Origin of the sequence: Serratia sp. SCBI (genome assembly GCF_000747565.1) — a bacterium.
GTDB classification, from domain to species: Bacteria; Pseudomonadota; Gammaproteobacteria; order Enterobacterales; family Enterobacteriaceae; genus Serratia; species Serratia ureilytica.
Genome location: NZ_CP003424.1, coordinates 3,273,778 through 3,286,473, shown reverse-complemented (window position 1 = coordinate 3,286,473; position 12,696 = coordinate 3,273,778). Strand labels below are relative to the sequence as shown.

The following is a 12,696-nucleotide window of genomic DNA, read 5'->3' as shown; positions in this document are numbered from 1 at the left end:
GCCCATGAGCGGCCGCGAGAGGGTAAAAGACGCACGGTGCTGCATTGGCAACAGCTTTTCGCCGCCGCCTGCTGCCAATGCAGCAGCGATTGGGCGGTGATGTCTTTTCAACGCATTGATATGCATTGCTTTTTAAAATCCGCCACTGTGGCATGCATCCTGCTTTTCGTTTTATAACCAAGCAAGATTTTTCTATCGATAAATATTGAGAATAGTTATATAGGAAAAGCATAAATGACTGAGTCAGCGAAAGAACGCATCAACGTTTTCTGGTTTCTGCCGACCCACGGCGATGGCCGCTATCTGGGCACGGCGCAGGGCGGGCGCCCGGTAGACCTGCCTTATTTGCAGCAGGTGGCGCTGGCCGCCGATAACCTTGGCTATTACGGCGTGCTGATCCCAACCGGTAAAAGCTGCGAGGATTCCTGGCTGGTGGCGGCGGCGCTGGCACCGCTCACCCGTCGGTTGCGCTATCTGGTGGCGTTGCGCCCCGGCCTGCAGCCGCCGAGCCTGGCGGCGCGCATGGCCGCGACGCTGGACCGGTTGTCGGACGGGCGCCTGCTGATCAACGTGGTGACCGGCGGCGATCCGGTGGAAAACAAAGGGGATGGCATTTTCCTCAGCCATGCCGAACGCTACGAGGTGACACAGGAATTTCTCACGGTGTATCAACGGCTGCTGCAAGGGGAGAAGGTGGATTTCAGCGGTAAGCATATTCGCGTCGAAGGCGCCGAGTTGCTGTTCCCGCCGGTGCAGGAAAACGGCCCGCCGCTCTATTTCGGCGGCTCGTCGCCGGAAGCGATCGACATCGCCGCCGGGCAGATCGACACCTACCTGACCTGGGGCGAGCCGCTGGCTCACGTGGCGGAAAAGCTGGCGGCGGTGCGCCAGCGCGCCGAGCGGCAGGGGCGTAAACTCAGCTACGGCATTCGCCTGCACGTTATCGTGCGCGAAACCGAAGACGAAGCCTGGGCGGCGGCTGAGCGCCTGATCGCGCATCTGGATGACGACACCATCGCGGCGGCGCAGCAGATCTTTGCGCGCATGGACTCCACCGGCCAGCGCCGCATGAGCGAGCTGCATGGCGGCTCGCGTGAGAGTCTGCGCATCGGCCCCAACCTGTGGGCCGGCGTCGGCCTGGTGCGCGGCGGCGCCGGCACCGCGTTGGTGGGCAATCCGCAGCAGGTGGCGGCGCGCATACGCGAGTATCAGGCGCTGGGCATCGACAATTTCATCCTTTCCGGCTATCCGCATCTGGAAGAGGCCCACCGCTTCGCCGAACTGGTGATGCCGCTGTTGCCGCTGGCGCAGCCGCCCCATCAGACGGCCCGCACGATCAATACCGGCCCGTTCGGCGAAACCATCGGCGGCGATCGTCGTCCCGGCCCGGTACAGCGGGAGGGCTGATGGCGAAGCGTGCCCATATTATCGTTATCGGCGGCGGTTTCACCGGCGCGGCGCTGGCGATCCAGCTGGCGCGCGGAGCGGTGGATGTCACGGTGATCGAACCGCGCGCGGCGCCGGGCTATGGCGTGGCCTACTCGACCACTGAACCGACCCACCGCATCAACGTCCCGGCCGATCGGATGCAGCTGGCGGATGAGCCGGCGGGGGATTTTGACCGCTGGTATCGCCTGGGCGGCGGATTGGTGGCCGATCCGCAGGCGTTGTGGCGCGACGGTAAAGCCTATCCGCAGCGCGGCGCCTTCGGCCGCTATGTCGAGGAACGTTTCCATCAGGCGGCGCAGTCGGGCCGGGCCCGCTTGCGGCACCTGCGCGATCGGGCGCTGCACCTGCAGCCGCAGGCGCAGGGCGCGACCGTCATCACCGCGGGCGGCGAACGGCTGTGGGGCGACTATGTGGTGTTGGCGACCAGCCATCTGCCGCCCGCGCTGCCGCGGCAGATCGCCCCGGAGCTGGCGCGCGATGCGCGTCTGATCGCCAATCCCTGGGCGGCGGAGGCGCTGGACGAAGTTGAACCCGGTGAGGCGTTGGCGATCGTCGGCACAGGGTTAACGATGGCCGATACGGTGGCGGCGTTGCACCGCCGCGGGCATCGCGGGCCGATTACCGCCTTCTCTCGTCACGGCCTGCTGCCGCGCCCCAATGCCGAAGGGGAGTACCGACATGGTCGTTTGCCCCGCCCGCCGGACTGCGCGATGGGGTGCGGCAGGTGCGCCTTGAGGTGGCGCGCGCCGCTCGGCAACGGGTGCCGTGGCAGGCGGTGTTGGACGCGGTGCGCGCCCAGGGGCAGCGCCTGTGGCAAGCGTTGACGCCGACCGAACAGCAGCGCTTTCTGCGGCATTTGCGCGCCTATTGGGACGTGCATCGCTATCGCCTTGCGCCGCAGGTGAGCACGCTGCTGGCGGAGCAACAGGCGGCGGGCACGCTGCAGGTATTGGCCGCTCGTTTGCGTAGAGCGGAGCGAACGCCGCAGGGCGTAAGGTTGACGATTCTGCCGCGCCAAGGCGCAGAGCGGGCGCTGCAGGCGCAGCGGCTGCTGATCACCACGGGCCCGGCCCATGCCGGCCTGATCGCCGCCAGCCCCTTGCTCCGTTCACTGGCGGAGCAGGGGGCGCTGCGCGCCGATCCGCTGGGGCTGGGGCTGTGGGTCAATGCCGACAGCCAGGCGATCGGCGGCGACGGCCTGGCCAACCCGCGCCTGCTGGTGGCCGGCCCGGCGGCGCGCGGCCGCTTCGGCGAACTGATGGGGCTGCCGCAGGTGGCGGAACACGCCGAAAGCGTCGCGCGTCATCTGCTGGCGGCGATCGCCGCCGGAGGGTGACAGCGTGGTTTGCCGGCAGACTCAAGCGTCAGTCCGCCCACACCTGCGTGCTGCGCGGGCTGTCCATCTGATAATCCGAGTAGGGGCGGGTGAAGAACTCGCGCCCCAACTCGCGGGCGGCCCGCAGCGGGTTGCGCGGATCGCGGGCGATCTCGCCGCGCTGGTTGCCGGCGCCGTGCACCAGCCCAACGAAGGCGGAATGGGTGTAGCGGCTGAACTCCTGGATCTGATGCACGATGCCCAGCGCCGCGCCGGGGTAGGTCTCTTCCGACGCCACCGCCAGCCCGATGCGCTTGCCGCTCATGCGTTGGTGCACGTCCGCCGCCTGAGGGTAGGCATTGGAATAGAAGCTGAACGAGCGATCGAAAAAGGCCTTGGTTTGCGCCGACATGCCGTACCAGTAAATCGGCGTGCAAAATACCGCGCCGTCGGCCGGCAGGAAGTGCTCCAGGAACAGCTCGGCGTAGCGATCGGCCGGCGGCGGCGTATGGCGTTCATCGCTCAGAAAACCGCTCAGGTAATCGTCGAGAAAATGCAGGCTGGCGACGGTGCCGGCTTCGGCGGCGCCCGCCATGATCGCCTGCGCCAGCGTGGCGCTGTTGCCGTCGCGGCGCGGGCTGCCGACCAGCACCGCCAAACGCTTGGGTTGATGAGTTGCATTCATGTCATATTCCTCTGTGTGAAATGAATTCAGCCTTACTCTAGAAACAAACCCCGGCGGGCGACAAATGACGGCTTTTCTGCCAGGATGAATTCAACTCACCTGGAGAGGCTTCGCCATGTTCGCTACGCTGCCCGTCAACGCATTACGCACCTTCGAATCCGCCGCTCGCCTGCGCAGCTTCAAGCTGGCGGCGGCCGAACTGGCGGTGACGCCGACGGCGATATCACACCAGATCAAAGCGCTGGAGCAGCAGTTGGGGTTTGCGCTGTTCGAGCGGGTGCCGCGCGGCGTGCGGCTGACACCGAAGGGGGAAACGCTGTTTGCCGGGGTGCACGGCGCGCTGCTGGACGTCGCCGCCACGCTCGAAGGCCTGCGGCCGCAGCCCAGCGCAGGATCGCTGTGCGTTTCGGTGACGCACTCGTTCGCGGCGCTGTGGCTGGTGCCGCGTTTGGGGCGCTTCTATCAGGCGTATCCGCACTATCTGGTGCGCCTGGAGGCCTGCGCCGAGGTGATCGATCTGCAGCAAGACGCCAGCGTGGACGTAGCGGTGCGCTACAGCCGCGCGCACTATCCCGCGCTGCATCAGGCGGCGCGGCTGGAGGAAAGCTTTGGCGTCTACGCCGCGCCGGGGCTGGCCGCCGCCGAGCCGGAAAATCCGGTGCTGATCACCGTCAAGTGGGGGGATTCGGCGCTGTACGACAGCGGCTGGCATGACTGGTGCCGGGCCGCCGGGGTCGATTGGTGGCGGCGCCATGCGGCGATGCGCAGCTATCACGAGGAGCATTACGCCCTGCAGGCGGCGGTGGCCGGGCAAGGGTGGGTGCTCGCCAGCTCGGTGATGGTGTCCGAGATGGTGGACAACGGCCTGCTGGCGGCGTACCGGCCCGAGGTGCGCGTACCGGGCGCCGCATACAGCGTGCTGTGCGCGCCGGGGCGCGAGCGGCATCCGCCGGTCAGGGCGTTTCTGGCCTGGCTGCAGCAGGAATTGCCGCAGGACAATGGCACGAAATAAAAGTTTTACCGTCCTAAGCTGTGGGAATATCAGCGAACTTTTGTTTTTACTTCACTGCGAGAACCTATCATGAGCCAGCCAAGAATCTCCGATTACCCGATTGACGCGCAATTTATCGAGCGCTGGTCGCCGCGCGCGATGACCAACGACGCCATCGACGATCAAACGCTGCTGAGCTTCTTTGAAGCGGCGCGCTGGTCGCCTTCGGCCTACAACATTCAGCCGTGGCGCTTTGCCTACAGCAAGCACGGCTCCGACAGCTGGGAGAACTACCTGGAGTTCCTGATCGACTTCAACCGCGGCTGGGCGCAACACGCTTCGGCGCTGGTGGTGATCGTCTCCAAAACCACCAGCCTGAACGGCGAGCGGCTGGTGGACAACCCGACCCACGCGTTCGACACCGGCGCCGCCTGGGCCAACCTGGCGCATCAGGCGCACCTGAAAGGCTGGCTGACCCACTGCATGAGCGGCATTCACCACGACAAGATTAAGGCGGCGCTGCAGCTGCCGGACGATTATGCGGTGCACGCCATGGTGGCGATCGGCAAACCGGGCGACAAATCCCGCCTGCCGGATTTCCTGCAGGAGAAAGAAGCGCCGTCGGGCCGCCTGCCGCTGGGCAACACCGTCAGCGAAGGGCTGAATTTCACGCTGTGATCGCGCGTTCTCGCCGAGGCCCGCTTGGCGGGCCTTTTTTATGCGGCGAGTAAAACTTAGGGAGTATGTTCGCGTTCGCCCATTCGCTGTATATTTTGTTATATAGCGATTGCGTGATAAGGAGGAACCGATGGGGGATCATTTTGGCAAAGGGCTGTTGGCGGGATTAAAAGCGGACGACCTGAAACCGGAGGCGGAGCTGTCGCGCTTTTGCTCCGACTACAAGCGCGGTTTCGTGCTCGGCTATGCGCACCATTTGGCGCAGCGCTGCGGCGACGAGAACCGGGCGGCGTTCGAGGCCGGGCAGCTCAGCCGCGCCTATGGGCTTGGCAGCGAGCCGATGAGCGAGTTCTTCTCCGGTGGCGACAGCCGGTTGGCGGAGAAGTTTTTCCGCGCCGGCTATAACCGCCCGGCGCAGGGTTAGGGCAGACGGCCGTCAGGCGGCGCTCAGCACCGCCACCATATACACGCACGGTTGGTCGCTCTGATTTTCAAATCGGCAGTCCGCCGGCGGGCCGAGCTCAAGGCAGTCTCCCTCGGCCATCTCATGGCGCGCGTCACCCTCGATAAAGACCAGTGCGCCGGATAAGACCCAGATCAGCTGACGTTTGAACGCGTACACCGAAGCCGGCATCGGGATCGCCGCGCCGGCCGGCAGTTCGATGCGCACCAGATCGAGCGGCAAATCGGTGCGGGGCGACACGTGGCGCCGCACGTAACCGCTCTCGGGATCGACCCAGACCGGTTGATCTTCCCGGCGCAGCAGCCGGCCTTCCTGTGTTTCAGCTCGGGCGATCAGCTTGGACATGCTGAGGCCGAACGCGCCCGCCAGTCTGCCCAACAGCATCGCCGTCGGGCTGCTCTCGCCGCGCTCGATCTTATGAACCATCGCCCGTGAGACGCCCGCCCGTTCGGCCAAATCGGACAGCGACCAGTGGCGCGCTTCGCGTTCAATGCGAATGCGTGCGCCGATCAGCTGATTTAGATTGTCTAATTTAATATTCATATCGTAGTATTATAGTGGACAATTGGCCGGGGTAAACCATGATTATACGAAATGCGACGTTCAACGATAGCGCGGCGATTGCCGCTATCTATAACGACGCGGTGTTGAACAGCACCGCCATCTGGAATGAACAAACCGTGGATGCGGCCAATCGCGCGGCGTGGATCGGCGAACGGCAGGCGGCGGGTTACCCGGTGCTGGTGGCGGTGAACGCCGAGGACGAGGCGATCGGCTATGCGTCGTTCGGCGACTGGCGGGCCTGGGACGGCTATCGCCACACCGTGGAACATTCGGTGTATGTCCATCAGGCGCATCGCGGCGCAGGGATTGGCAAGGCGCTGCTGCTGGCGCTGATCGCACGGGCGCGGGAAATCGGCAAACATGTGATGGTGGCCGGCATCGAATCCGGCAATCAGGCCTCGATTAAGCTGCATCTGGCGCTCGGGTTCCGCGACGTGGGGCGCATGGAACAGGTGGGCGCCAAATTCGGCCAATGGCTGGATCTGACGTTCCTGCAACTGAGGCTCGACGAACGGGCGGCGCCGCCCGCACGCTGATCCCGGGAGACAGGGCGATGAATATGCTGTTACTGCTGATCGCGGCCGGGATGGGGCTGGTGGTGCAGAATCTGCTGATGGTGCGCATCACCGAAAGCGTCTCGACCATCCTTATCACGCTGGTGATCAACTCCAGCGTCGGTTTGTTGCTGCTGGTAGGGTTGCTGCTGGCCAAAAACGGCCTCGGCGCGGTGACGGAAGTGACCGGCGCCGCCAGGTGGTGGATGCTGTTGCCGGGGCTGCTGGGATCGCTGTTCGTGTTCGCCGGCATCCTGGGCTACCAAAAACTGGGCGCGGCGGCCACCATTTCGATCCTGGTCGCCAGCCAGCTGTGCATGGGGCTGTTGGTGGACGTCTACCGCGCCGGCCCGGCGGCGCTGCGCGAGAATCTGCCGGCGCTGTTCGGCGCTCTGCTGCTGGTGGCGGGCGCCTATCTGGTGGCGAAACGCAGCTTTTGACGGCGGCTGAAAGGCAAAAAGCCCGCTCGGGTTTCCCTGAGCGGGCTTCTCTAAATATGGCTCCTCTGACTGGACTCGAACCAGTGACATACGGATTAACAGTCCGCCGTTCTACCGACTGAACTACAGAGGAATCGTGTGAACGGGGCGAATAATAGCGGGGCGGTTGCGGCTTGTAAAGCGCGAAAACGCCCGGCGCGCGCGTTTGCTGCAAGATTACCCAACCTGCTGCTTTTTCTCGCTTTTATCGCTTACCTCACGCGCAGCGCCGCCGGATTGCCCGCTGAGGCGGCGCCGTTGCCTGCCGGTGGTGCAACGCGTGCCCTGCGTTGTGGCGCGCCTCGCCCGATAAACGGCCATTTGCCGCCGTTTTTGGCCTTTTGACGACTCTGGCCTGGATCTTGCTGCGGTTGCATGACCGGATTTCGGCATTCTCAATTTAGCGGCTCGCTGGAGGCACTATGAATCTCAGACGTCTGAAGTACTTCGTGAAAATCGTCGATGTCGGCAGCCTGACCCAGGCGGCGGAGGTGTTGCATATCGCCCAGCCGGCGCTCAGCCAGCAGTTGGCGACGCTGGAGGGGGAGCTGAAGCAACAGCTGCTGATCCGCACCAAGCGCGGGGTGCAGCCGACCGAGGCCGGCAACATTCTGTATGCCCACGCGCAAACCATTTTGCGCCAGTGCGAGCAGGCGCAGAGCGCGGTCAACAGCGCCGGGCAGGCGATGAGCGGCCAGGTATCTCTCGGGTTGGCGTCGGGGAGCACCGCAGCGCAGCTGGCGCTGCCGCTGCTGCAAACCCTGCGCGATCAGCAGCCGGGCATTTTGCTCAGCCTGTATGAAAACAGCGGCGCGGCGCTGGCCGGACAGGTGGCCAACCAGACGCTGGACATGGCGATGGTCTACGGCGCCAAAATGCCCGCCGGTCTGCACACCGTCGCGCTGATGCGGGAGGATCTCTATCTGGTGGCGACGCGCGCGGTGCCGCATCCCGGTAACAGCGTCGAGCTGCTGGACGTGGCGCGGCTGAACCTGTTCCTGCCGCGCGAGGGGGATGCGGTGCGCAACCAACTGGAGGAGGCGATGGCGCTGCGCAAGCTGGCTGTCAACGTGGTGGGGGAGATTGAATCCTCGGGTGCGCTGAGCGCCGCGATCGCCGGCGGGTTGGGGGCGACCGTATTGCCGGAGTCGGTGGCGCGCGCGATGATCGGCCCGGCCAAGGCCTGGATGGCGCGCATCAATGCGCCGACGATGTCGGTGCCGCTGTCGCTGTGCATGTCGGGCCAACAGTCGCTGTCCGCCCCGGCGCTGCTGGTGAAAGACCTGCTGCTGTCGATCGCCGGTGGCCGCAGCCAGGAGAAGCGCGCGCTGGCGCTGGTGCGTTGAGGAAAAAACGGCCCGCCGCAGCGGGCCTGAGCACCGTTATCGGAACGGCGGTTCGTTGAAGGTGCGCAGCTTGCGCGAGTGCAGGCGATCGCCCTCGGCGCGCAACAGATCGATGGCGCAGATGCCGATCTGCAGGTGCTCGGAGATTGCTCCTTCATAGAAGCGGTTGGCCTGGCCCGGCAGTTTTATTTCACCGTGCAGCGGTTTGTCGGAGACGCACAGCAGCGTGCCGTACGGCACCCGGAAGCGGTAACCCTGAGCGGCGATGGTGGCGCTCTCCATGTCGACCGCCACCGCGCGGCTGAGGTTGAAGCGGCGCGCCGAAGCGGAGTAACGCAGCTCCCAGTTGCGATCATCGGTGGTGACCACGGTGCCGGTGCGCAAACGCTGTTTGACCTCTTCACCGGGCATGCCGCTGACCATCTTGGTGGCGTCGTACAGGGCGCGCTGCACCTCGGCGATGCTCGGGATCGGGATATCCGGCGGCAGCACCGCATCCAGCACGTGATCGTCGCGCAGATAGGCGTGGGCCAGCACGTAATCGCCGATCTTCTGGCTTTCGCGCAGGCCGCCGCAGTGGCCGATCATCAGCCAGGCGCTCGGGCGCAGCACCGCCAGGTGATCGCAGATGGTTTTGGCGTTGGACGGGCCGACGCCGATGTTGATCAGCGTGATCCCTTGGCCGGTGCGCGAGATCAGGTGATAGGCCGGCATCTGGTGGTTTTTCCACGCCAGATCGGACACCGCCTGTTCGGGCGCGCTGGTTTCCGGCGTGATGTAGGTACCGCCGGCGCTGGAGAGCGCGATGTACGGGCTGGCCGGATCGGCGATCTGCGCGCAGGCCCAGCGCACGAACTCGTCCACATAGCGGGTGTAGTTGGTGAACAGCACGAACGGCTGGAAATGCTCTACCGGGGTGCCGGTGTAGTGCCGCAGACGCGCCAGCGAGAAATCCGCTCGCAGCGCATCGAAATGCGACAGCGGGAAATGGTTGTCGGTGGTGTGATACAGGCCGTCGGCGGTCTCGTCACCGATCTGCGCCAGCTCGGTGGTGGGGAAATGCTGCGCGATACCGGCGCTCATTGAGCGATCGAGCGCCAGGCTGGAGCCGTCGATCACATAAGGGAACGGGATCTCCTGCTGCGACGGCGCCACTTCGATATGGGCGGCGTAGTCGTGTTCCAGCATCGCCAGCTGTTCGGCCAGATAGTGGCGGAACAGCTGCGGCCGGGTCACGGTGGTGCTGTAGCTGCCGGGATGGGTAAAGCGGCCGAAGGCGCGGGTTTTGTTCGGGCCGGACTGCTGCCCGTCCCAGCTGACGCGCAGCTCGGGATACACGAACAGCCCGGCGGCGCGCGCCTGCGGGTCCGGCAGGGTGCCGTGGCTGATAAAGTCACTGACCGCCTGACGCAGCGCGTCTACCGCGGCGTCATACAAGGCTTCCAGTTGATCGAGTGCCTGATCGGCGCTGAGGCCGCTGCGAGGTGGGGCATAGCTCATACTTTCTCCTTCGATGTCCCGGCTCTGGGGCGGGATTGGCGGCGTTTCACCGTCACAGGTTAGCCGAAGCAGGGCGTAAAAGCTTGGTCGAAATGACGGGCGCGGCAAAGAAATTACCGCGCCCGTGAAGGCGGGGGGATCAGGAGGCGGGAGCGGCCGCTTCGACCTTCAGCGATACCAGGCCGATGCCCAGCTTCTTCGGCGTGAAGCCGCCGCTGGCGCTCTCTTTCGGCTCGGTCGGTGCCGGCGGGGTAATGCTGATCTTCTGCGCGCCACGCGGGTTGTCGAAACGCAGGGTGACGGTGCTGTCCTGCTCGCCGAGCGACACGAAGCGCTCTTCGTCGCCGACGCGCACCGAAATCGGTTCGCCGACGTTGTTGCCGTAGGCGCGGGCGCGCAGCACCAGATCGAAGGTTTTCGGCAGCGGATCGACATAATCGATGTCGACCGCCGGCGCCAGGTTGGCGTCGGACCAGCGGCCCCACTCCTCGACGGCGGAGACGCCGGTAATGGCTTTCACCTGTTCCGGCATGCCGGGCAGCATGAACTCGATGGCGTCCGCCCGGTACTTCATCGCCGCGTCGTCCACCTGCAGGCGGGCGACGGCGTTTTGGTAATCGGCGACGCTGTCCGCCGCCGGGCCGGTAAAGTTCACCTTGCCGCGGAAGCGCTCGCCGCTGGCCTGCACGATCTGCGGCGGCGAGGCCAGGGTGCCGGAGGCCACGCAGATGTCGGTGCTCAGCGCCAGCTGCGGCGCCCAGACCCGGCCGATCTCGTAGCATTTATCGACCCAGACGAATTTCTCCCCCGCCCCCAGCCCGGCCAGCTGCTTGCGCAGCGGGGTGGAGAGGTAGACGTTGAACATCGGTTCGATGCGGTTGTCGCCCACCCGCAGGATGAACGGCACCTTGTAGGTGACGCCGGAGAAGCTGAAGCTGCGCTGGCGCGTGTCCACGCTGTAGTCGCTGATGCGGTTCGGCAGGCCCCACTGATTGATCACCGCCGGTTTCCAGCCGTTGATTTTCTCTTCGATATTCAGGAACACCGTAGACAGCGACGGCGCCGACAGGCTGCTGCGGCCGAGGCCGATGTAGTTGTCGCCGCCCATCACGTCCAGCACCGTGGCGCCGTTATCCAGCGTGCTGCGTTTCTCGTTGCGCTGCTCCGCCTGCGGCCGGGTGCCGTCGATGATAAAGAACAGGTTGCGGCGCTTCTGTTTGGTCAGGATGTCGTAGGCGGTGTTGTTCATCGCCAGATGATCGGAGGACACCACGATCACGGTGTTGCTGAAATAGGGCGAGCGTTTGATTTTGTCGATCAGCGCGGCGATGTGTTGCTGGCTGCAGGCCACCGCGCTCAGCGAGCGGTTTTCCTTGTTCTGCCAGGCGTAGCTTTTCTTGCTGCAGCTGGCGGAGATAAAACCGTCTGGGTGATGGGTATCGACGGTCAGGGTAAACAGCGAGAACGGCTGGCGCTGTTTGGACAGCTCGACGAACTTGCCGTACACCACGTCCAGCACACTGTCGTCGTACCAGCCCCAGTCGTTTTTGTAGCTCGGATCGGCGACCTGTTCGCGCAGCTCTTTGAAACCGTAAACGTGGTCGAAGCCGTGGGATTTCAGGAAGGTGTCTTTACCGGCGAACGCCAGCTCGGCGCCCTGATAGAAAGAGTTGCTGTAGCCGGCGGCCTTCAGCACGTCGCCCAGGCAGACGTTCTCCGGGTAGAAGGTGGAGACCGCGCTGGAGGCGTTGCCGTCGAAGGGCGCGAACAGCGGAATGCCGCACTGCGAGGCGACCATGCCGGCGATGGTGTAACCGGTGCCCGGCAGCTGCTGGGTGTTGCTGAAATCGATGCTGTCTGCGCGCAGGGCGTTCAGCTCGTCGGCCAGGCCGGGAAACAGCTCGGTATCGAAGTAGGTGCGCTCCAGGCTCTCGGCATAGATGTACACCAGATTCGGCCGTTTGCCCTGCACGGTCTTTTTCGGCGCCTTGTAGTAGGTGGTGAAATCGGCGGTATCGCCGACGATCTGGCTCTTGACCAGCAGCGAGATGTCCTGAAATGCCGGGGTGGTGCCGACCGAGAACAGCGCCAGCAGCACGGCGACGAGGCTGTAGGCCACGCTGCTGCCTTTGGCCTTGCGGCGCAGCAGGCTGCGGGCCAGCACCGCGAAGATAAGCCCCAGCGCCGCCAGCAGGCCGATGAACGGCAGCACGTATTTGCTGATGCCCGCGCCTTTGAGGCTGCTGGTGACGGTGTAGATCACCGCATCGGTGATGCCGTCGCCGGTGAAGTAGTTGCTGGCGATCAGAATGACGTTCAGCACCAGATAGCTGCCGAGCAGCGTCAGCAGAATGGCGAACCACCAGCGGTTGGCGGCGGCCCGGGTGCGATAAATCAAGATCGACGCCAAAAAAAGAACAAACGAAACGACTGCGAGAACCATCCGCCAAACCTTGTCTGATTGAAAAAAACGTTGCTGCCCTGGTCTGCGCCGCCGACCGTGCCGCGGCGCGAAAAGTGAAGGGTATAGCCTATTGTCGGCGGCGGAACAACGCGCGATGTCCCGCTCCGGCCGACGGTCGGCGGCTATTGTACATTTTTATGACAATAGTGTGACGTTAATCACGTCGACGGCGGCCGCGGTGGAGAAATCTTGCTGGTCGGAGCTTTCG

General features: G+C 64.6%; 11 protein-coding genes, 1 tRNA gene and 1 pseudogene. 8 read left to right on the top strand and 5 right to left on the bottom strand.

Features of this window, described 5'->3' with window-relative positions:
* Positions 1–234: 234 nt before the first annotated feature.
* Complete coding sequence (ssuD, locus tag SERRSCBI_RS15430; protein WP_042784977.1) at positions 235–1,407, top strand: FMNH2-dependent alkanesulfonate monooxygenase; 1,173 nt, start codon at positions 235–237, stop codon at positions 1,405–1,407.
* Positions 1,407–2,785, top strand: a pseudogene (locus SERRSCBI_RS15425) (FAD/NAD(P)-binding protein). Before ssuD ends, SERRSCBI_RS15425 begins: the two are co-directional and overlap by 1 nt.
* A 28-nt stretch (positions 2,786–2,813) precedes the next feature.
* Here SERRSCBI_RS15425 and SERRSCBI_RS15420 read toward each other — a convergent pair.
* Positions 2,814–3,449 (bottom strand): flavodoxin family protein, encoded by a 636-nt coding sequence (locus tag SERRSCBI_RS15420; protein ID WP_042784975.1) that lies wholly within the window; start codon positions 3,447–3,449, stop codon positions 2,814–2,816.
* 115 nt (positions 3,450–3,564) lie between these two features.
* On the opposite strand from SERRSCBI_RS15420, the gene SERRSCBI_RS15415 reads away from it, so the two are divergent.
* The 3 genes from SERRSCBI_RS15415 (at position 3,565) to SERRSCBI_RS15405 (ending at position 5,542) form a co-directional block, all read left to right on the top strand.
* On the top strand, positions 3,565–4,461 hold the full coding sequence (locus SERRSCBI_RS15415; protein WP_033643692.1) for a LysR substrate-binding domain-containing protein: 897 nt from the start codon (positions 3,565–3,567) through the stop codon (positions 4,459–4,461).
* Between the two features lie 69 nt (positions 4,462–4,530).
* Positions 4,531–5,118 (top strand): nitroreductase family protein, encoded by a 588-nt coding sequence (locus SERRSCBI_RS15410; RefSeq protein WP_033643691.1) that lies wholly within the window; start codon positions 4,531–4,533, stop codon positions 5,116–5,118.
* Positions 5,119–5,248: 130 nt separating this feature from the next.
* Complete coding sequence (locus SERRSCBI_RS15405) at positions 5,249–5,542, top strand: DUF2623 family protein (protein WP_042784974.1); 294 nt, start codon at positions 5,249–5,251, stop codon at positions 5,540–5,542.
* Between the two features lie 12 nt (positions 5,543–5,554).
* Here the strand turns inward: SERRSCBI_RS15405 and SERRSCBI_RS15400 are convergent, their stop codons facing one another.
* Positions 5,555–6,124, bottom strand: coding sequence for an XRE family transcriptional regulator (locus tag SERRSCBI_RS15400; protein ID WP_033643689.1), 570 nt, complete (start codon positions 6,122–6,124; stop codon positions 5,555–5,557).
* A 38-nt stretch (positions 6,125–6,162) separates the two neighbouring features.
* On the opposite strand from SERRSCBI_RS15400, the gene SERRSCBI_RS15395 reads away from it, so the two are divergent.
* Together SERRSCBI_RS15395 and SERRSCBI_RS15390 are read left to right on the top strand one after the other, a co-directional pair.
* Positions 6,163–6,681 (top strand): GNAT family N-acetyltransferase, encoded by a 519-nt coding sequence (locus tag SERRSCBI_RS15395; RefSeq protein ID WP_042784973.1) that lies wholly within the window; start codon positions 6,163–6,165, stop codon positions 6,679–6,681.
* Positions 6,682–6,698: 17 nt separating this feature from the next.
* Positions 6,699–7,139, top strand: coding sequence for a DMT family transporter (locus tag SERRSCBI_RS15390; RefSeq protein WP_033643687.1), 441 nt, complete (start codon positions 6,699–6,701; stop codon positions 7,137–7,139).
* A 57-nt stretch (positions 7,140–7,196) separates the two neighbouring features.
* Here SERRSCBI_RS15390 and SERRSCBI_RS15385 read toward each other — a convergent pair.
* Positions 7,197–7,272, bottom strand: a tRNA-Asn gene (locus SERRSCBI_RS15385).
* A gap of 328 nt (positions 7,273–7,600) precedes the next feature.
* Between SERRSCBI_RS15385 and nac the strand changes: the two genes are divergently transcribed.
* Positions 7,601–8,524 carry a nitrogen assimilation transcriptional regulator NAC gene (nac, locus tag SERRSCBI_RS15380; protein ID WP_042784971.1) on the top strand — a complete coding sequence of 308 codons (924 nt, stop codon included), beginning with the start codon at positions 7,601–7,603 and terminating at the stop codon, positions 8,522–8,524.
* Positions 8,525–8,560: 36 nt separating this feature from the next.
* Here the strand turns inward: nac and SERRSCBI_RS15375 are convergent, their stop codons facing one another.
* The gene (locus SERRSCBI_RS15375; RefSeq protein ID WP_033643685.1) at positions 8,561–10,024 is read right to left on the bottom strand and encodes an AMP nucleosidase; all 1,464 of its coding nucleotides are present in this window, start codon (positions 10,022–10,024) and stop codon (positions 8,561–8,563) included.
* 139 nt (positions 10,025–10,163) lie between these two features.
* Positions 10,164–12,467: a phosphatidylglycerol--membrane-oligosaccharide glycerophosphotransferase gene (gene opgB / locus SERRSCBI_RS15370; RefSeq protein ID WP_042784970.1), complete on the bottom strand. Its 2,304-nt coding sequence runs from the start codon at positions 12,465–12,467 to the stop codon at positions 10,164–10,166.
* Positions 12,468–12,696: the final 229 nt, after the last annotated feature.

Bases quoted from the DNA above. Each gene is read 5' to 3' on its own strand.
- ssuD (WP_042784977.1), top strand. From the start codon at position 235: ATGACTGAGTCAGCGAAAGAACGCATCAACGTTTTCTGGTTTCTGCCG.
- SERRSCBI_RS15420 (WP_042784975.1), bottom strand. From the start codon at position 3,449: ATGAATGCAACTCATCAACCCAAGCGTTTGGCGGTGCTGGTCGGCAGC.
- SERRSCBI_RS15415 (WP_033643692.1), top strand. From the start codon at position 3,565: ATGTTCGCTACGCTGCCCGTCAACGCATTACGCACCTTCGAATCCGCC.
- SERRSCBI_RS15410 (WP_033643691.1), top strand. From the start codon at position 4,531: ATGAGCCAGCCAAGAATCTCCGATTACCCGATTGACGCGCAATTTATC.
- SERRSCBI_RS15405 (WP_042784974.1), top strand. From the start codon at position 5,249: ATGGGGGATCATTTTGGCAAAGGGCTGTTGGCGGGATTAAAAGCGGAC.
- SERRSCBI_RS15400 (WP_033643689.1), bottom strand. From the start codon at position 6,124: ATGAATATTAAATTAGACAATCTAAATCAGCTGATCGGCGCACGCATT.
- SERRSCBI_RS15395 (WP_042784973.1), top strand. From the start codon at position 6,163: ATGATTATACGAAATGCGACGTTCAACGATAGCGCGGCGATTGCCGCT.
- SERRSCBI_RS15390 (WP_033643687.1), top strand. From the start codon at position 6,699: ATGAATATGCTGTTACTGCTGATCGCGGCCGGGATGGGGCTGGTGGTG.
- nac (WP_042784971.1), top strand. From the start codon at position 7,601: ATGAATCTCAGACGTCTGAAGTACTTCGTGAAAATCGTCGATGTCGGC.
- SERRSCBI_RS15375 (WP_033643685.1), bottom strand. From the start codon at position 10,024: ATGAGCTATGCCCCACCTCGCAGCGGCCTCAGCGCCGATCAGGCACTC.
- opgB (WP_042784970.1), bottom strand. From the start codon at position 12,467: ATGGTTCTCGCAGTCGTTTCGTTTGTTCTTTTTTTGGCGTCGATCTTG.